9 protein-coding genes are annotated in these 19,279 nt (G+C 72.6%); 3 read left to right on the top strand and 6 right to left on the bottom strand.

Annotation, left to right across the window (positions count from 1 at the left end):
• Positions 1-227 precede the first annotated feature (227 nt).
• Positions 228-9,650 carry an amino acid adenylation domain-containing protein gene (locus ABZ454_RS22190; RefSeq protein ID WP_359540116.1) on the top strand — a complete coding sequence of 3,141 codons (9,423 nt, stop codon included), beginning with the start codon at positions 228-230 and terminating at the stop codon, positions 9,648-9,650.
• A gap of 431 nt (positions 9,651-10,081) precedes the next feature.
• On the opposite strand, the gene ABZ454_RS22185 is transcribed toward ABZ454_RS22190, so the two are convergent.
• Genes ABZ454_RS22185 through ABZ454_RS22175 form a run of 3 tightly spaced genes read right to left on the bottom strand, consistent with a single transcriptional unit; the run spans position 10,082 to position 12,491 of the window.
• Positions 10,082-11,317 (bottom strand): MFS transporter, encoded by a 1,236-nt coding sequence (locus ABZ454_RS22185; protein ID WP_359540114.1) that lies wholly within the window; start codon positions 11,315-11,317, stop codon positions 10,082-10,084.
• On the bottom strand, positions 11,314-12,282 hold the full coding sequence (locus ABZ454_RS22180; protein WP_356316537.1) for an ornithine carbamoyltransferase: 969 nt from the start codon (positions 12,280-12,282) through the stop codon (positions 11,314-11,316). Before ABZ454_RS22180 ends, ABZ454_RS22185 begins: the two co-directional genes overlap by 4 nt.
• On the bottom strand, positions 12,279-12,491 hold the full coding sequence (locus ABZ454_RS22175; protein ID WP_359540111.1) for an MbtH family NRPS accessory protein: 213 nt from the start codon (positions 12,489-12,491) through the stop codon (positions 12,279-12,281). The genes ABZ454_RS22180 and ABZ454_RS22175 overlap by 4 nt, the downstream gene beginning before the upstream one ends.
• Before the next feature lie 196 nt (positions 12,492-12,687).
• Here ABZ454_RS22175 and ABZ454_RS22170 point away from each other — a divergent pair, with 196 nt between their 5' ends.
• Together ABZ454_RS22170 and ABZ454_RS22165 are read left to right on the top strand one after the other, a co-directional pair.
• Positions 12,688-13,428, top strand: a complete 741-nt coding sequence (locus ABZ454_RS22170; RefSeq protein ID WP_356316542.1) for an ABC transporter ATP-binding protein — start codon at positions 12,688-12,690, stop codon at positions 13,426-13,428.
• On the top strand, positions 13,422-15,893 hold the full coding sequence (locus tag ABZ454_RS22165) for an ABC transporter permease (protein WP_356316544.1): 2,472 nt from the start codon (positions 13,422-13,424) through the stop codon (positions 15,891-15,893). Before ABZ454_RS22170 ends, ABZ454_RS22165 begins: the two co-directional genes overlap by 7 nt.
• A gap of 421 nt (positions 15,894-16,314) precedes the next feature.
• Here ABZ454_RS22165 and ABZ454_RS22160 read toward each other — a convergent pair whose 3' ends face one another.
• The 3 genes from ABZ454_RS22160 to ABZ454_RS22150 are packed head-to-tail and all read right to left on the bottom strand — an operon-like array spanning position 16,315 to position 19,255.
• On the bottom strand, positions 16,315-17,037 hold the full coding sequence (locus ABZ454_RS22160) for an alpha/beta fold hydrolase (protein ID WP_359540109.1): 723 nt from the start codon (positions 17,035-17,037) through the stop codon (positions 16,315-16,317).
• A complete protein-coding gene (locus tag ABZ454_RS22155) occupies positions 17,034-17,981 on the bottom strand; it encodes a TauD/TfdA family dioxygenase (protein ID WP_356316548.1) in 948 nt (315 codons plus the stop codon). The genes ABZ454_RS22160 and ABZ454_RS22155 overlap by 4 nt, the downstream gene beginning before the upstream one ends.
• Positions 17,978-19,255 carry a cation:proton antiporter gene (locus tag ABZ454_RS22150; RefSeq protein WP_359540107.1) on the bottom strand — a complete coding sequence of 426 codons (1,278 nt, stop codon included), beginning with the start codon at positions 19,253-19,255 and terminating at the stop codon, positions 17,978-17,980. The genes ABZ454_RS22155 and ABZ454_RS22150 overlap by 4 nt, the downstream gene beginning before the upstream one ends.
• Positions 19,256-19,279 lie beyond the last annotated feature (24 nt).

The raw sequence follows: 19,279 nt of genomic DNA, 5'->3' as shown, positions 1-19,279 counted from the left end.
AGCGGGGACCTGTCGCTCAGGAGCCTCGGCCGGTCCGCCGACGGCGGCCGAAGCGGCGCGACCGGCGCGACCGGCGTGGCCGGCCCGCCCGGTCGCGCTGCCGTGACGGCCGCCCGGCCGTCGTCGCAGCTCCGGGCGGGGGCGCGCAGTTGCTCGAATATGGAGCGTGTATGGCGGCCCTCGCCAGCATCGGAAGGCTGATGGATCCGTGACTGGGAGAGGCCGAGATGACCCCGAGAGAAACCGTGATGACGCCACCCGCCGACGATGTGCGCGCCGAGCTGCTGCGGCAGCGGCTGGCCGGAGGGGGGCGGCGGGCGCGGGCGGTCATCGAGCCGGCCGACCGGTCCGGCGCGCTGCCGCTCTCGTTCGGGCAGGAGCAGATGTGGTTCCTCAGCCGGCTCGACCCGGGGAGCACCGAGTACCTGGTTCCCGTCTCGGTCCGGCTGCGCGGATCGCTCGACGCGGAGGTGCTCGGGCGGGCGTGGGACACGACGGTCGAACGGCACGAGATCCTCCGCACCCGGCACGTGCTGGAAGGCGCGGAGCCCGAGCAGGTCGTCGACCCGCCCCGCGCGGGCACGCTCGCCGTCACCGAGGCGGATGAGACGCACGCCCGCGAGGTGGTGGAGGGCGAGTGCGCGCGGGCCTTCGACCTGGCGCGGGACTGGCCGACACGGGCCCACCTCATCCGGATCGCGGACGACGACCACGTGCTGCTGCTCGTCTCCCACCACATCGCCTGCGACGCCTGGTCGACCGGAATCCTGCTCTCCGAACTGGCCACCGCCTACGCCGCGTTCGCCGACGGGCGGGAACTGCCGCTGCCCGCTCCCGCGCTGCAGTACGCCGACTTCGCCGCCTGGCAGCGGCGGCAGGCCTCCGGTGAACGGTTCGCCGAGCAGCTCGCCTACTGGAAGTCCCACCTCGTCGGGCTGGAGCCGCTCGAACTGCCCAGCGACCGGCCCCGTCCGGCGGTGCGGGGCCACCAGGGAGCCGAGGTCGGCCTCGACCTCCCGGACGCCCTGGGCGCGCGGATCAGGTCCGTCGCCGACGAGCGGGGCACCACGGTCTTCACCGTGCTGCTCGCCGCCTACCAGGTACTGCTCGGCCGCCACACCGGCCGCCGGGACGTGGCGGTCGGCACCGTCGTCTCCGGCCGCACCCGCCCCGAGCTGCAGGGCATGCTCGGCTACGGGGTCAACACGCTGGTCCTCAGAGCGGGCTGGGGCGCCGACGACTCGTTCACCGACCTGATCGCCCAGGCCAAGAGCACCAGCCTGGACGCGTACGACCACCAGGCCGTCCCCTTCGCCAAGGTCGTCGCCGAGGTGGAGCCGGAGCGAGATCTCTCGCGCACCCCGCTCTACCAGGCGGTCTTCACCCTGCACGAGGGCGGCGGCGCCGGCTTCGAACCGCCCGGCATCGCGGCCGAACCCTTCCTCGCCGACGGCGGCGTGGCACGGTGCGACCTCGAACTGCAGGTGCGTGACTCCCGCGAGAACGGCTTCGCCGGGCGTCTCATCTACGCCACCGACCTGTTCGACCACGAGACCGTCGAGGCCATGGGCCGCCGCTTCGTCCGGCTGCTGGAAGAGCTCACGGCCGCCCCGGACCGTCCCCTGTCCGCCCTGGAGATCCTGGACGACGCGGAGCGGGACCGGTTCCTCGCCTCGGGCCGGGGCGGTGCCGCCGCCCCCTACCGCTCGGTGCTCGAACGCTTCATGGAGCAGGTCGCGGCCACTCCGGACACCCCCGCCGTCACCGGCGCGGGAACCACCTCCTTCCAGGCGCTGGACGACCGCGCCGGCATCATCGCCGGCCGCCTGGTCCGCACCGGCGTGGCGGCGGAGTCGGTCGTCGGTGTGCTGCTCGACCGCGGCCCCGACCTCATCGCCACCCTGCTCGGCGCCTGGCGCGCCCAAGGCGCCTACGTCCCGCTGGACCCGGAGTACCCGCCGGAGCGCTGGGCCGCTCTGCTCGCCGACGCCGGCGCCAAGGTCGCCGTCACCGACCGGGCCAGGGCCGGACGCCTCGCCGAGGTCTTCACCGGTGAGATCGTCGTCGTGGACGAGGCCGATCCGCTCGACGCCCCCGGCCCCCGGGCCCTGCCCGACCCCGACGCGCTGGCCTACATCATCCACACCTCGGGATCGACCGGCCGTCCCAAGGGCGTGCAGATCTCGCACGCCTCGCTGGCCGTCCACCTCGACTGGGTGCTGGCCCAGTACATCGGCGACGCCCGGATCACCGGAGCCCCGCTGTTCTCCACGGTCTCCTCGGACGTGGTCGTCCCGGTGCTGTTCGGTCCGCTGTGCGCGGGACTCCCGGTGCACGTGCTCCCGCAGGACCTCGACCTCGCCGACCTGGGCGCCCTGCTGACGCGCGGCGCGCCGTACGCGTTCGTCAAGCTCACCCCGGGCCACCTCGACCTGCTGGGCCACCAGCTCGCCGACGCGGACATCGACGGCCTCGCGAACGTCGTCGTCACCGGCGGCGACGCCCTGCTCGGCCCGACCGCGGAACGCTGGGACACCCTGCTGGGCGCGGGCCGTCTGATCAACGAGTACGGCCCCACCGAGATCACGGTCGGCAACTCGACCCACCAGGTCGGCGGCCCCCAGCGCGAGGTCGTCCCGATCGGGCTCCCGATCCCCGGCACCACCATGTACGTGCTCGACGAGACCTTCTCGCCCGTCCCGTCCGGGGTCGTCGGAGAGGTCTGCGTCGGCGGGACGGGCGTGGCCCGGGGCTACGCGGGGCGGCCGGGAGCGACCGCCGAGAAGTTCCTGCCCGACCCCTTCGGTGAGCCGGGCTCACGCCTCTACCGCACCGGCGACCTCGGCCGGGTACTCCCGGACGGCACCGTCGAGTTCGCCGGCCGCGTCGACCGGCAGCTCAAGATCCGCGGTTACCGGGTCGAGCCCGCCGAGGTCGAGGGCACCCTGACCGGGCACCCGTCGGTCACCGAGGCGCGGGTGCTCGCCGTCGACGGCAGGCTCGCCGCCTACTACGTGCCCGCCGCAGACGTGCCGGAGCCGGGCGCACTGCGCGACTGGCTGGCCCTGACCCTGCCCGACCACATGATCCCCGGCACGTTCCAGGCGCTGGAGCGGATCCCGCTCACCCCCGTCGGCAAGCTGGACGTGGCGGCCCTGCCCGCTCCCGGCCCCGCGCGGGACGTGGTCAGGACGGCCCCGCGCACCCCGCTCGAGGAGCAGGTCGCCGCGGTCTGGGAACAGGTCCTGCAGGTCGGCGAGGTCGGCGTCCACGACAGCTTCTTCGACCTCGGCGGCGACTCCATCCGGGCCGTCGCGCTGGTCGGCGCGGTGCGGGAGGCGGGCCTGGACGTCTCGGTCCGCGATGTGTTCGCCCACCACACCGTCGCCGCGCTCTGTGAACTCGTGGCCTCCCGGCCGGTGCTGGCCGGTCAGGACCAGGGCGTCCTCCCGTTCGCGCTCATCTCGGACGTGGACCGGGCACGGCTCCCCGAGGGCGCCGCCGACGCGTATCCGCTGTCCCAGAACCAGATCGGCATGCTCGTCGAGATGCTCGCCGACGAGCAGAACAGCTACCACAACGTCACCTCGTTCCGGATCAAGGACCCGAAGCCGTTCTCGCTGCCGGCCTGGCGCGAGGCGGCCCGGATCGCGGTGGCGCGGCACGAGATCCTGCGCACCTCGCTCCACCTGGCCGGCTACACGGTGCCCATGCAGGTGGTCCACACCGCGGCGGTGATGCCGGTCGGCATGGAGGAGCTCGGCCCGCTCCCCGACGAGGACGTCCAGCGCAGGCTCGCCGACTTCGCCGCCCGTGACCGGGCGAACCTCTTCGACCTGAGCACCCCCGCACTGATGCGGGTCTTCGCCCACATCACGGACGACGGCGGCTACTGGCTGTCGATCACCGAGTGCCACCCGATCCTGGAGGGCTGGGGGCACCACACCCTGATCATGGAGCTGCTCGCTCTCTACGACCAGCTCAGGGACGGCCGCGAGCCCGCGCCGTTCGAGCGGCCGGCCGTCCGGTTCGCGGACTTCATCGCGGCCGAACTGGCCTCCGTCGACTCGGCCGAGGACCGCGCCTACTGGAAGGGCGTCACCAGCGCCCATGCGCCGATGCGGGTGCCCGCGGGCTGGGGCGACCCATCGCTGCCGACCGGCTCCCGCTACCTCGTCCGCCGTACCCCCTGGTCCCACCTGGAGGCCGGCCTGCGCCGGCTGGCCTCGGCCGCCGACGCCTCGCTCAAGAGCGTGATGGTCGCCGCGTACACCAAGGTGATGAGCCAGCTCACCGACGAGGCGGCGTTCCACACCGGGCTGATCTGCGACGCCCGTCCGGAAGCGGCCGGCGCCGACCGGGTCTACGGCATGTACCTGAACACGCTCCCGTTCCCGGTCGAGCGCGGCGGCAGGACCTGGCGCGACCTCGTGCGCCGCACCTTCGAGCGCGAGGTGGAGCTCTGGCCGCACCGCCGCTTCCCGCTCGCGGAGATCCAGCGTGACGTGCCCGGCCGGCAGCGCCTGGTCAACGTGTACTTCAACTACCAGGACTTCCGCCAGGTCGACACCGATCTGATCGACATGGCCGGCACCGACGACAGCCCGACCGAGTTCCCCCTGACCGTGTCCTCCAGGGCGGGCCACATCTGGGTGACCGCCGACCCCCGCTTCGTGCACGAGGGCAACGCCGACCGCATCGCGGGAATGTTCCGCGCGGTGCTCGAATCGATGGCCGCCGACCCGGAGGGCGACGCGCAGGCCGTCCGGCTGCCCGACGGGGAGCGCGAGCAGCTCGCCGCCTGGTCCTCGAACGTGCGCACCCCGCTGACCCTGGACGTCCCGGAGAAGGTCGCCGCCTTCGCCCGCGAGACCCCGGACGCGCCCGCCCTGACCGATGACGCGGGCACGCTCACCTACCGGGAGCTCGACGAGCGTTCGGGCCGGCTCGCCCGCCGCCTCACGGCCAAGGGCGTCGGCGCCGACGCCGTGGTCGCCCTGTGCATGGACCGTTCGTCGGACCTGGTCGTCGCGGTGCTGGCGGTGCTCAAGGCAGGCGCGGCCTACCTGCCGCTCGACCCCGAACTGCCGGTGGACCGTCTCGCGTACATGCTTTCCGACTCGGGGGCCCGCCGGCTGGTGACCGGTCGCGGCGCCCCGGACGGCCTCGGCGCCGACACCGTCCTGGAGCTGGAGGGACTGGAGGGGCCGACCGGAGACCTGGCGGGGACCGACTGCCGGGCGGACCCCGAGAACCTCGCCTACGTCATCTACACCTCCGGTTCCACCGGTCTCCCCAAGGGGGTGCTGGTGCACCGGCGCGGCATGGGCAACCACCTCCTCGCCAAGGCCGAGGACCTGGAGCTGACCACCGCCGACACGATCGTGCAGAACGCCTCGCAGGGCTTCGACATCTCCGTGTGGCAGATGCTCGCCGGGCTGGTCACGGGAGGCCGCACCCGCGTGGTCGACCGCGAGGTGGCGCTCGACCCGAAGGCCCTGTTCGGCCTCGCGGACGCCGAGTCCGTCACCGTGCTCGAGGTCGTCCCGTCCCTGCTGCGCGCCGGCCTGGACCTCTGGGACCTGGGCACCCCCGTGCCCCGGCTCCAGGCCCTGCGCCGGCTGGTCGTCACCGGAGAGGAACTGCCGCCGGACCTGTGCACCCGCTGGTTCCAGCGCTTCCCGGACATCCCGCTGGTGAACGCCTACGGCCCGACCGAGTGCTCCGACGACATCACCCACGCCGTCCTGACCCCCGACGACGCCCCCATGCTCCGTACGCCCATCGGCAAGGTCGTCCGCAACACCGAGCTCTATGTCCTCGACGGCGAGCTCCGGCTCGTCCCCGCGGGAACCGCGGGGGAGTTGTACGCGGGCGGCGTCGGCGTGGCCCGGGGGTACGGCGGCCGGCCGGGACTGACCGCGGAACGCTTCGTCCCGGACCCGTTCAGCGGCCGGCCGGGCGACCGGCTCTACCGCACGGGCGACCTGGCCCGCTGGGGAGCCGACGGCAACCTGGAATACCTCGGCCGGATCGACGACCAGGTGAAGATCCGCGGCCACCGGGTCGAGCTCGGCGAGATCGAGGCCGCGATCACCGCCACCGGCCTGGTGCGCCAGGCCGTCGTGGCGGTCCGCGGCGGGCAGCCGGTGGGTTACGTGGTGGCCGACGAGGCCGACCCCGCGGCGCTGAGGGCCGCGCTGGCTCCCACTCTGCCCGACTACATGATCCCGGCCGCGTTCGTCGCGCTGCGGAGCATCCCGCTCACGCCGAACGGGAAGGTGGACCGCAAGGCGCTGCCGGAGCCCGGCTCCGAGGCGTTCGTGCGGGCCGCCCACGTCGAACCGCGCACCGCCCTGGAGCGCAGGGTGGCCGCGGCGTGGCTGGAGGCGCTGCCGGTCGGCCACGTGGGGGTGGAGAACGCCTTCTTCGACCTCGGCGGCGACTCGATCCGGGCCGTCACCGTGGCGGGCGTGCTGCGCGCCGAGGGCCTGGACGTGACCGTGCGCGACATCTTCCAGCTGCGGACCGTCGCCGCGCTCTGCGCGGCCCTCGAGGAACGGCCGCTGCTCGACGCCGCGGCCCAGCAGGTCGTCGCGCCGTTCGCGCTGGTGCCCGCACAGGACAGGCCGCTGCTGCCCGGCTCCCTCACCGACGCCTACCCGCTGGCGCAGAACCAGATCGGCATGGCGGTGGAGATGCTCTCCGACGACGGCCGCGACAGCTACCACGACGTCACCTCGTTCCGGATCAAGGACGAGCGGCCGTTCGAGCCCGAGGCCTTCCGCCGCGCCGTCGAAGAGCTGACGGCCCGGCACGAGATGCTCCGGACCTCGATCCATCTGTCCGGGTACTCCGTGCCGATGCAGCTCGTCCACGAGTCCGCGCGCATCCCGGTCGAGGTCCGCGACCTCCGGGCCGGGACCGGGACCGAGGTCGAGGAGGCCGTACGGGGGATGGCCGGGCAGGGGGATCTGTTCGACCTCACCCGGGCGCCCCTCATGCGGATGACCGTGCTCCTCGAACCGGACGGCCACTGGACCGTCGTCTTCACCCAGGCGCACCTGATCACCGAGGGCTGGACCTACCATCAGCTGCTGATGGAGCTGGTCACCGTCTACCACCGGTTCAGGGACGGGCTGGAGGCCGAACCGCACCGGCTCCCGGCCGTCCGGTTCGCCGACTTCGTCGCCGAGGAGCTGGCCTCGCTCACCTCGAAGGAGGACCGCGCCTACTGGGAGGGGGTCCTGGAGGGCAGAGCGCCCTTCGCCTTCCCCGACAGCTGGGGAGGCGACGAGGAGCCCGGGGACACGACCGATGTCGTCGTCGGGCTGGAGGACATCCAGCCCGCGCTGAGGGAACTCGCCGCAAGCGCCCAGGCCTCCGTCAAGAGCGTGCTGCTGGCCGCGTTCGTCAAGGTCATGGGGGCGCTGACCGAGGAACGCGACGTCCACGTCGGGCTCGTCTGCGACACCAGGCCCGAGCGGATCGGCGCCGACCGCGTGCACGGCATGTACCTCAACACCGTGCCGTTCCCGGTGGACCGGACGGCGACGACGTGGCGCGAACTGGTGCAGTCGGTGTTCCGGCGCGAGATCGAGCTCTGGCCGCACCGCCGGTACCCGATGTCGGCGCTGCAGCGCGGCTGGAGTTCCGGCCGGCTGATCGACACGATCTTCAACTTCGTGCACTTCCACCAGGTGGACACCGATCTCGTGGACGTCGCGGCCGGCCGGGGCGGCAGCCTGCGGACCGAGTTCGGGCTCAATGTGATCGCCCGGCCGGACCGGCTGGGGCTCAGCCACGACCCCCGCGCCGTGTCCCGGTCCGAGGCCGAACGCATCGGACGGATGCTCCGCACCGTTCTGGAGGCCATGGCCGAGGACCCGGACGGCGACGCCCGCGGCCCCCTCCCGTCCGGCCGGGCACCCGTGCGCGAGCCGGCCGTCCCGGTCACGGACAGGCTGCACGAATTGGTCCGACAGCGGGCGGCCCGCACCCCGCACCTGCCCGCGGTCGTCTCGGGGGCGGACACGCTGTCGTACGAGGAGCTCGACCAGCGTGCGAACCGGCTGGCCGAGGACCTCGCCGAACGGGGCGTGCGTCCCGGAGACGTCGTCGGCGTGCATGTCGAGCGCTCCGCCGCCCTCGTCGTCGCGCTGCTGGGCGTCCTCAAGTCGGGCGCGGCCTACCTGCCGCTCGACCCCGCCCTGCCGGCCGACCGGCTCACCGGGTACGCGGCGGACGCCGGCGCCCGGACCGTGGTGACCGGCCCCGGGCTCGCCCTGGCCGGACTCGATTCCGTACCGCTCGTCGGCAGCGGCCGTTCGGCGTCCGGCCCGGAACCGGCCGGAGACCTGGCGTACGTGATCTACACCTCGGGTTCGACGGGACGGCCCAAGGGCGTCGCGGTCGGGCACGCCCAGGCGGCCTCAGTTGTGGTGGCCGCGCTGGAGCGGATCGGTGTGGCGGAGGGCGAGGTCTGGGCGCTGACCCACTCCCCGTCGTTCGACGTCTCCGTCTTCGAGGTCTTCGGAGCGCTGGTCTCGGGCGGGACGCTGGTCGTCCCGGACCGGGAGACCGCCCGCTCGCCGCGCGAGCTGGCCGACCTGATCGACGAGCAGGGTGTGACCGTGCTCTGCCAGACGCCCACGGCCTTCCGCGGCCTGACCGAGATTCTCACGGACGGCACGGAACCCGGCCTCCGGGCGGTGGTGCTGGCCGGGGAGAAGGTGCGCGCGGGCGAGCTCGCCCCGTGGGCGGGCCGGCTCGATCGCACGGCCCTCGTCAACCTGTACGGCCCGACGGAGACCACCGTGTACGCGACGGCGCACCGGATCACCGCCGACGACATCGCCCACGGCGGCAGGAGCGTGATCGGCCGGCCGCTGAAGGGCGTGCACGCCGAGCCGCGGGACGCGGCCGGGCACCCGGTCCCGGACGGGGTCCCGGGCGAACTCTGCGTCGGCGGCGTCGGTGTGGCCGAGGGTTACCTCGGCGACGCCCGGGCCACGGCTGAGCGGTTCGTCCCCGACCCGACGGGCGAACCGGGCGCCCGCTGGTTCCGCACCGGCGACCGGGTCCGCCGGCTGGCCGACGGATCCCTGGAGTTCCTGGGCAGGCTCGACGACCAGCTGAAGATCCGGGGGCACCGGGTCGAGCCCGGTGAGGTGGCCGCCGCCCTCATGGCGGTCGGCCCGGTCGCCGAGGCAGCCGTGACCATGGTCGGCGGTGAGCTGGTGGCCTACGTGGTGGCGCGGGACACGAGCCCCGCACAGCTGCGCAGGGCGCTGGCCCGGGTCCTGCCCGAGCCGATGATCCCCGTCGCGTTCGTGCTCCTGGACGCCATCCCCCGTACGGTCGCCGGCAAGACCGACCCCAGCGGCCTGCCCGTACCGGGGCCTCAGGCCTACGCCCGGGCCGAGCCGGTGGCCCCCAGGACCCCGCTGGAGGAGAAGGTCGTGACCGTCTGGCGCTCGGTGCTCCCGGTGGACGGGATCGGGGTCGAGGACGACTTCTTCGACCTCGGGGGCGACTCGATCCGTGCGCACCGGGCGACCGAGGCACTGCGCCGCCAGGGTCTGGACGTCTCGGTCCGCGAGGTGTTCGAGTACCGTACGGCGGCCAGGCTCTGTGCCGCGCTCGCCTAGCGCACCGACCGGCGGTGTCCGCCCCATGACGGGGCGGACACCGCCGGGAGGGCGCTGACGGGCCACCGCGAAAAGGCTCTCCTCCCGGACCGGGAGGAGAGCCTTTTCGCGTGTGAGGGCCGGGGACCTGAGGGCGTTCGGTCGCGCTTGAGGCTCCCCACCCGTGGTCCGGCGGAGAGCCTTTTCGCGTGCGAGGGCCGGGGCTTGAGGTTTTCCGACCGTGTGAGGGCTGGGGGGCTTGAGGTCGCCCGACCGTGTGAGGGCCGGGGGCTTGAGGTTGCCCGACCGTGGCCGCGGGGTGTCAGGCCGTCCGACCGTGCACGTGCCGCAGCGCTTGAGGCTCCCCACCCGTGGTCCGGGTGGAGAGCCTCAAGCGCTGGGGGTCAGGGCCTTCCGGGGATGTCCCGCGGCGTCACGGGCCCGTACAGGCCCTAGGGGTTACGGATCGCCGGGCTGGCCGCGGCCGCGACGGTGCACAGGAGCATGGCCGCGGCGACACCGAGCAGGACGGCAGTGGTGCTGAAGGCTTCGAGCAGGAAGCCCGCGGCCAGCGCACCGAGGGAGTTGGCTCCCCAGGAAGCCAGCATCACCGCGCTCATCGCCTTGCCGTGGATCTCGTCGGGCACCAGGTGCGCCATGTAGGCGCCGGCCCCGACGTTGAGCGCCGCGCCCGTGAAGGACATCGCCGCGTACAGCACGAGCATGGCCCAGTACTGCGTGGTCAGGGCGACCGTGGGGACCAGGATCGTCCAGCTCAGCAGGGTGCCGAGCAGGATGTTCGGCAGCTTGAACCCGGTCAGCAGTTTGCCGGCCGACAGCGCGCCGGCCACCCCGCCGAGACCGGAGACCAGCCCGATGACACCGACCTGGGCGGCCGAGCCGCCCTGGGCCCTGATGACCACGAGCGGAGCCATGTTGACGATCTGGAACAGCAGGTTGGTACCCGCCACCACGCAGATCGCCGCGCGCAGGAACCGCTGGCCCCACAGCCAGGAAAGCCCCTGCTTCACCTCCGCCTTCCAGTCGCGCTCGCCCGGTTCGCGTTCCTCCTGGAAGGGCGCCTTGACCAGGCTGAGGTTGATGAGGGACAGCAGATGACCGCCCGCCACCAGTCCGAAGGGCAGCCAGCCCGCCAGCGAGAACGCGGCGCCGCCGGCCGGCTGGCCGAGCAGGCCCGCCGCCCGTCCCCGCGCCTCGTTCTGGGCGAGCGCGGACGACAGCCGGTCGGGATGCACCACGTTCCTGACGGCGGTGCGCTCGGCCAGTTGGTAGAAGATCGTCGCCGCGCCGTCCACGAAGGCGACCGCCAGGATGTGGGGCAGCCAGACCGAACCGGCCACCACCACGGCTACCACGCTGAGCATCGCCGCCAGACCCACCACGTTGCAGATGAGCATCAGGCGTCGCCGGTCCCAGCGGTCGACCATCACCCCGGCGGGAAGCTGGAGGACCAGCATGGGCAGCAGACCGGCGAACGCGACCAGCCCGGCGTCGGAGGCCGAGCCGTTGCCCCACAGGATGAGCAGCGGGTAGGCGATGACGCCGATCCGAGCCCCGAACTGGGTGGCTCCCGCACTGGTCCACAGCAGCAGGAAGTCGCGGTTGCGCCGCAACGGCGGCGGCGCGTCGACCGGGGCCGACGCGCCGCTGGGACTGATCCCGGTCACCGCAGGGATGCCTTTTCGCTCTCGGTGCGGTCCTCCATGGCCGCGCCGTGGCACCACTCGAGGACCGCCATGGCGCTGTGCATCTTGTTCTCGGCCTGGTCGAAGGCGATGCTCATCGGACCGTCCAGCACGTCCGCGGTGACCTCCTCGCCACGGTGGGCGGGCAGGTCGTGCATGAACACCGCGTCCGGACTTCCCTCCCACAGCGCCCGGGTGACCTGGAACGGCGCGAAGATCCGCCGCCAGTCGGCGTCGGGTTTGGTGGTGCCGGTGGTCTGCCACCGCGTCGTGTAGATGACGTCGAAGCCGCGCGGCCGCGGGTCCATCCGGTGCGTCTCGGTGACGTGGGCCCCGCTCCGCCGGGCAGAGCCCCGCGCCCGCTCCAGGATGCGCGGGTCCAGCCCGTAGCCGGGCGGTGTGCGCAGCTCGAGCTCCACACCGGGCGTCCTGCCGAGCGCCATGGCCAGCGCGGCCGCGGTGTTGTTGCCCTCGCCGACGTAGAGCACCCGCAGCCCGTCGAGCGAGCCGAAGCGGCGTCGCAGCGTGGTCAGATCGGCGAGCGCCTGGGTCGGATGCTCCTCCTCCGTCATCGCGTTGACGACCGGCATGCGGTGCTGGTCGGCCCAGAGCTCCAGCTCCGCGGTCGGCCGGCCGGTCCGGGCGACGAGCAGGTCGAGCATGCCCGACAGCACCCGCCCCGTGTCCCCGGCCGCCTCACCGGTGTTGGTCTGCAGATCCGAGGGGCCGAAGTAGATCACGTGGGCTCCGAGCCGGAGCGCCGAGGACCAGAAGGCGGTCCTGGTCCGGGTCGAGGTCATCCCGAAGTAGATCCCGACCACCTGCCCGGCCAGCGGCTCGCGGTTCTCGGAGGTGCCCGCGGAGTGGGCGACGCCCCGGCGCACGATCTGCTCCAGATCGTCGTCGCCCAGGTCGTCGAGCGACACCAGCCTGCGGGAGGCACTCATCGGGCCGCAGCCATCCGGCGGCGCAGGCTCGCCGGCCGCAGGTCGGTCCAGATCTTTCCTATGTGGTCCAGGCAGTCGGACTTGCTGCCCTCGGTGCCCTCCGGGTGCCAGCCGGCCGGCAGCGCCCGGTCGGCCCACCAGATCGAGTACTGCTCCTCGTCGTTGAGAACCACGAGGTAACGGCGGTCGTCGGCTTCGTCAGCGTGCATTTTCCCACCTCCGGTGAACAAGGGATCCGTGCAAAACACGGACTCTCCAGAGCATCGGGAACCGGCCATAAGCAAGCCATATTCGCCAGATATCCCGAGGCCGGAAGGCTGTGAGCAGGCGCTGGGCCCGCCGGGGGGCCCGGGGCGTAACCGACGCTATGGTCCGTATATAGATCGCACACCTAGCATTCCGGTTATGAATACGGGAACCGCGATGGTGAGCCTCGAAGCCGTGAGCAGAGGGTTCGGCAAGCGGGACAACAGAGTCATCGCGCTCGATGAGGTGACGCTCGACTTCCCCGAGGGGGCCTTCACCGCGGTGATGGGACCCTCCGGGTCGGGCAAGTCGACCATGTTGCAGTGTGCGGCCGGCATCGACCGGGTCGACTCGGGCGAGGTGATACTGGCCGGCACATCGTTGCGCGGGATGAGCGAAGCGGCGCTGACCAAGTTGAGACGGCAGCATGTCGGCTTCGTCTTCCAGACCTTCAACCTCATTCCGTCGCTGACCGCGCGTCAGAACGTGGCGCTTCCGCTGATGCTGGCGGGCAAGAAGCCCGCGCGCAAGGCCGTCGACGCCGCACTCGACCGGCTGGGACTGGGTGAGCGCAAGCGGCACCGCCCCGGCGAGCTGTCGGGTGGTCAGCAGCAGCGGGTCGCGATCGCGCGGGCGCTGCTCACCGGGCCGAGGGTGCTGTTCGCCGACGAACCGACCGGGGCCCTGGACTCCAAGTCCTCCCGGCAGGTGATGCAGTTACTGCGCGAGCTGGTCGACACCGACGGGCAGACGATCATCATGGTCACCCACGACCCGGTCGCCGCCTCCTACGCCGACCAGATCGTCTTCCTGGCCGACGGCAGGCCCGCGGGCGTGCTCGAAGACCCGACGCCCGAGCTGGCCGCAGCGCGGATCACCAAGCTGGAGGGGTCATGGTGAGACTCGCGCTCGCGACCGTGCGGGCCCGAGCGGTCTCGTACGCGGGCGCGTTCGTCGCCCTCGCGCTGGGCGTCGGCGTCATCGCGATGATGATCCTCGCCCTCTGGGCCGTGGGGTCCACCGATCTGTCGGGGCCGCAGCGGTACGCCGCAGCCCCGGCCGTCGTGACCCAGCCCGTCACCTACAAGCTGACCGACGACGACGGGGATCCGCGCGAGTTCCCGATCGCGCGTCCGGGGGACCTGCCCGCGGACACCGTGACCGCACTGGCCGCCACCGGCAGGACGGTGGAGGACCGGACGTTCTCCGCCCGCCTCCAGGACGGTCCCGGCGAGCAGGTCGGCCACCCGTGGTCGGCAGCCGCCTTCACCCCCTACCGGATGGCCTCGGGGCGGGCCCCGAAGGCCGACGACGAGATCGCGGTCGGCGGCGGCGAACCCTCCCTGGTCGGCACGGAGGTCAAGGTCGCCGTGGCCGGGACGTTCGCCGACTACAAGGTCGTCGGCGTCACCGAGCTGGTCTGGTTCGAGGACGCGCTCTTCTTCACGGACGCCGAGGCCCGGAAACTGTCGCCGGGCGTCCAGGCCGTCGTGGCCTACGGGCCGGTCGGCGAGGTCCGCTCGGCGGCGGGCCCGGCGTCCGTCCTGACCGGAGAGTCCCGGCTGCTCGCCGAGGCCGACCAGGAGGGCGGCCGCGACCAGCTCAGGGACGCCGAAGGCATGGCGGGCACCTCGTTGATGATCGTGGCCTTCGTCGCGATCTTCGTCGTGATCGCCACCTTCGCCTTCGTGGTCGACCAGCGGCGCCGCGAACTCGCCCTGATCCGCACCGTGGGGGCGACCCCCTGGCAGGTGCGGCGGATGGTGCTGTTCGAGGCCCTGCTGCTGGCCTCGGTCGCCTCAGCCCTGGGCTGCCTGATCGGGACCCAATGCGCCGGTCTCCTGCAGGACTTCATGATCACCAAGAACATCGCCCCGGCCTGGTACGAGATCCAGGTCGTCTGGCCGCCGCTGGTGATCGCCTTCGCGGCGGGACTGCTGTCCGCGATGATCGGCACCGCCGCCGTGTCGTGGAAGGCGGGCCGGGTGAAGCCCGCCGAGGCGCTGCGGGAGGCGACCGGCCGGCGCGCCGTGCTGACCCCCGTCCGCCTGGTGCTCGGCGTGGCCCTGCTCGGACTCGGCATACAGAAGAGCCTCTCGGCCGTGGACAGCCCGCTCACCGCGATGAGCATGCAGAACTACTTCCCGGTGCCGGTGCTGATCGTGGGCGGCTGCGCCATGCTGACGCCTCTGCTGCTGCGCCCGGTCCTGCTCCTCGCCTCCTGGCCGCTGAGCACGCTCGGTGCCGGAGCCATGATCGTGCGGGAGGGCGCGCTGTTCGCCGGCCGCCGCAGCGCCTCGGTCGCGGCTCCGGTCGTACTGGCGCTCGGACTCGGCGGTGCGCTGCTCATCGCGCCGATCGCCGCCGGTGACGCCGGCAGCGCGGGCCTGCGCGCCCAGACCAAGGCCGACTTCACCATGGTCGCCGACGACGGCGCGACCATCACCCCCGGAACCAGGGAGAAGGTCCTCGCCCTGCCGGGCGTCCAGGTCGCCGCGCTGACACCCGGCGAACTGCGCCTGTCCGGCGAGAAGGACCGCTACATCGGCACGCTGTCCAGCTGGGCGGTGGACCCGAAGGCCCTGGCCGCCACCCAGGACCTCAAGGTCACCGAAGGCTCGCTCGACGGGTTCGGCGACCAGCAGCTCGTGCTCGACCAGGACACCGCGGCCGAGTTCGGCATCGAGGCCGGGGACGCGGTGAAGGCCGGGATGCCGGACGGATCGGCCGTGAACCTGACGGTCGCGGCGCTGACGGGACCGTCGGTCCTCGGCGAGACCGGCTACGTCTCCGCCGCCCACACGGCCGGCGGCTCGCCGACCAGGATCGACGTCACGGTCGGCCCGGGCGGCGACGCCGACAAGGTCGACGCCGCGCTGCGCGGGATCGCGGAGAACCAGCCGGTCAAGGTCGCGCCCATGGGCGTGTTCCTCGACGACATGCGGGCCGAGCAGCAGAAGCAGGCCCGGCTCGCGACCCTGATCGTGTTCGGGATCGCCCTGGGGTACGCGCTCCTGGCGATCGCCAACACCCTGGTGATGGCGGCTCCCGGCCGGCGCAGGGAGCTCGCGACCCTGAACCTGTCCGGTGCCACGCGCGGTGACACCCTCAAGTACGTCGCCGCGGAGACCGCGGTCGCGGCGGTCGCCGGAGTGATCCTCGGCGCGATCGCGGCCGGCCTGGTGGTGGTCGGCCAGCGGGTCGCGCTCACCGAACTGGCCGGAGACTTCACCTTCGACGCTCCGTGGGGTTCCATCCTCGGCGTGGCCGTCGCCTGTGCGGCGGTCGCGGTGACCGTCGCGGTCGTCGCCACCCGCTTCTTCCTCCGGGGCCGGCTGCTCGACCTGGTCGGCAAGGGGGAGTAGCGCGGGGGGACAAGGGGGAGCGAGCGACTCCACGAGGGGCGGGATCCTGAGGGATCCCGCCCCTCACGTGCGCCTGCGTACGCTTTCGTGCTCGTCGCTGTCCCTGCGGGGGGCCACCGGTGCGTCCGCGTTGCCCTACTGACGCGACGTCACGAGGACCTGGCCTGGGCGTTCTTGGGCTCACCGGGCGTGTCCACGTGCGGTGCAGCCGAGTTCGGCCCGGCCCTTCCGTGGGTTCCCGGCGGTCCGCTCGCCGGCCCGGGACGGTGAGCGGACGGTCGCCGCGATGTCACGTCCGTCGCCTTCGCCGTGCTCCGCGACGGCTCCCCGGGCGCACGTGGGCCCCCACGTCTCGTGTGACGCGAGACGTGGGGGCCGGGGCCGCGCCGGGACCGGGGAGCCTGCCCCGCCCTGCGACAGCTCAGAGGAGACCTTCGAGGAGCCCGCAGAGCTCGGTGGACGGGTCGTCGATGAAGTAGTGGTCACCCACCACCTCGGCGACCTCGAAGCCGCCGATGGTGTGGGCCGCCCAGCGGGCCATGTGCTCGGCGCCGCAGCCGCGGTCGTCGGTGCCGGCGACGGCGGTGACCGGGCAGGTCACCTTGGCGCCGGGACGGGCCGCGTAGGTCTCCGACATCATGAGGTCCGCGGCCAGCGAGGGAGCCGCCAGCTGCCAGAGGTCAGGGTCGGCCGCGGCCTGCCGCGCCGCGTCACCCGCGCGTCCGGCCCAGGCGCGCAGCACGGCGTCCTGGCGGAAGTCCCGCCCGCTCGGCCGGTGGTCGACGGGGGCCGTGCGGGCGGATACGAACAGCCGGACGACCGGGGACGGGAACCTGGGGAGCATCCGGCGGGCCACCTCGAAGCCGATCGTGGCGCCCAGGCTGTGCCCGAACAGCGCCACAGGGGGGCCGTCCAGGGCGGCCAGTTCGTCCGCGATGCGGTCGGCCAGCGCGTGGAGATCGTCGATGGGGGCCTCGGCCCGCCGGTCCTGGCGGCCCGGATACTGCACGGCCACGACCTCGATCTCCGGTGCGATCTTCTGCGCCAGCGCGCGGTAGAGGCCCGCGCCGCCGCCTGCGTAGGGAAGGCAGACGAGGCGGACGCGGGCCCCGGGCCGGGGGTGGAACGTCCGGAACCAGCTCACCGCAGTCCTGCCGGGGTGAGGGGCTCGGCCATGGCCACGGCGATCTTGCGCGGGCCGGTGAACGGCTCCCGGCCGTGCGCCGCCCGCATGTTGTCGACCAGCAGCACGTCCCCGCGCTCCCAGTCGAACCGGCGGCTCGCCTTGCGGTAGCAGTCGCGCAGATGGGCGATGACCTCGTCGGGGATCGTGCCGCCGTCGCCGTAATAGCTGTTGGTCGGCAGGCCGGCGTCCCCGAACAACGCCAGCAGGCCCTCCCGCACGTCCGGGGGCAGCGTGCTGTTGTGGAAGAACGTGATGTGGTTGAACCAGACGGACTCGCCGGTGACCGGGTGCTGGTGGACGGCCCTGCGGACGCCCTCGGTCCGCAGCACGTCGCCGTCCTCCCAGGACCAGCGCAGGGCGCGGCTCTCGCACAGGCGGGCGATCTCTTCCCGGTCCTCGGTGCCGAAGGAGACCCGCCAGTCGACGCCGAAGCGCGGCCGGTAGTTGCGTACGACCATCCAGCCGCGCTCCTCGAACTCCGTGCGGACCGCCGGATCGATCGACCGGTAGATCTCCCCGATGTCGGCGAGCGGGGTCGCGCCCTGCGTGAGGGGCGGCTCGACGCAGGTGAAGAACAGCACGCCCGGCCAGGACGCCTGGTAGGAGTTCTCGTTGTGCAGGAAGATCTCCTCGTCCGGCGGGTAGTCCGTCGAGGTGTAGATGTTGCCCTGGAGGGCCGTGCGCGGGGACGACTGCTCCGCGTACTCCAGGGGCGGGCCCGAGAAGGCGCGGACCGCGTCGTCGACGCCGCGCAGCTGATCGGGGCCGGTGGAGAAGCCCCGCAGCAGCACCGCCCCGTGCCGGGTCAGCCGGTCACGCAGGTCGTCGCGGTGGCGCGCGGTGAATTGGGCCAGTGACGGGGCGGTGGGCTCGCCCTGGATGAGGTGGGGCAGGTCGTTCATGGAATCTCCGTCTTCTTTTCCGAGACCGAAGGCCAGTTGCGCCGCATCTGCTCCTCAGCGGTGTGCTCGATGCGGTCCATCGCCCTGCGCAGCAGGGGCGGGGCCATGAGGGAGGTCACGATCGCGACGAGCACGATCGTGGTGTAGGCGGTGCCGTTGAGTACGCCGAGCCGGAGCCCCGTCATCGCGACGATCACCTCGATCACACCGCGGGCGTTCATACCGGCCCCGCAGGCCACCGCCTCCCATTTGGTGAGACCGCTGAACGTGGCCCCGATCCAGGCGCCGAGGAACTTGCCCCCGATGGCCAGGACCAGGATGCCGACGGCGACCGCGGCGACCTGGGGATCGGCCAGCGCGGTCAGGTCCATCCGCAGGCCGGCCAGAGCGAAGTACAGCGGAGCCAGGACGGTCAGCACGACCGTCCGCAGGGGCGCCAGCGTCTCCGGACGCGGAGTGACCGAGGCGAGCACGACACCGCAGACGAAGGCGCCGAACACCGCCTCGATATCGAGGGCCTGGGTGGCCGCGGCGCCCAGCAGGATGATGACCGTCACCGGTGCGATCGCGGATCCCCGCCGCAGGACGACCCGTGCCACCGGCCGCAGCACGAACACGGCGACCAGCACCACGGCGGCGATGTCGAGCACGGAGCCCACCACCGTCCCGGCACGGAAGCCGGTGGTGGCCATCGCGGACACCACCGAGAGCATCAGCCAGCCGAAGATGTCGTCGATGACCGCCGCGGTCAGGGTCAACTGGCTCACGGTGCGGTGCAGGAGGTTCATGTCGAGCAGGGTCTTGGCGATCACGGGGATCGCGCTCACGCACAGCGCCACGCCGAGGAACAGCGCGACGACCGTCCGGTCCGCGTCGTCCGACAGCAGCGACAGGGGGATCAGGAATCCCGCCGACACGCCGAAGGCCAGGGGAACGAGCAGCCCGCCGAGGCTGATCTTGGCCGCGGTCGCTCCTCGTTTGCGCACCAGCCGCATGTCCAGCTCGAAGCCGGAGAGACCGACCAGCAGCAGCACCCCGAGCTGGCCCGTGGCGTCGAGAAGGTGCATCTGTTCGACGTCCGGGCCGTGCCAGAGGTCCAGCGCGCCGAGCACGGACGGTCCGAGCAGGACTCCGGCGCAGAGCTCTCCGACCACGGCGGGCAGGTTCACCCGCTGGGCGAGCCTGCCCAGGACCAGTGCGGTACCCAGGAGCACGCCCGCCTGGAGCAGAAAGGTCAGCAGTCTGTCCGCAGGAAGGGGTGCTATGGGATTCACAGCTATAACCATGGAGGCGAGCGT

The organism is Streptomyces sp. NPDC005803 (genome assembly GCF_040630435.1).
Lineage (GTDB): Bacteria > Actinomycetota > Actinomycetes > Streptomycetales > Streptomycetaceae > Streptomyces.
This window is presented reverse-complemented; position numbering and strand designations above follow the sequence as displayed.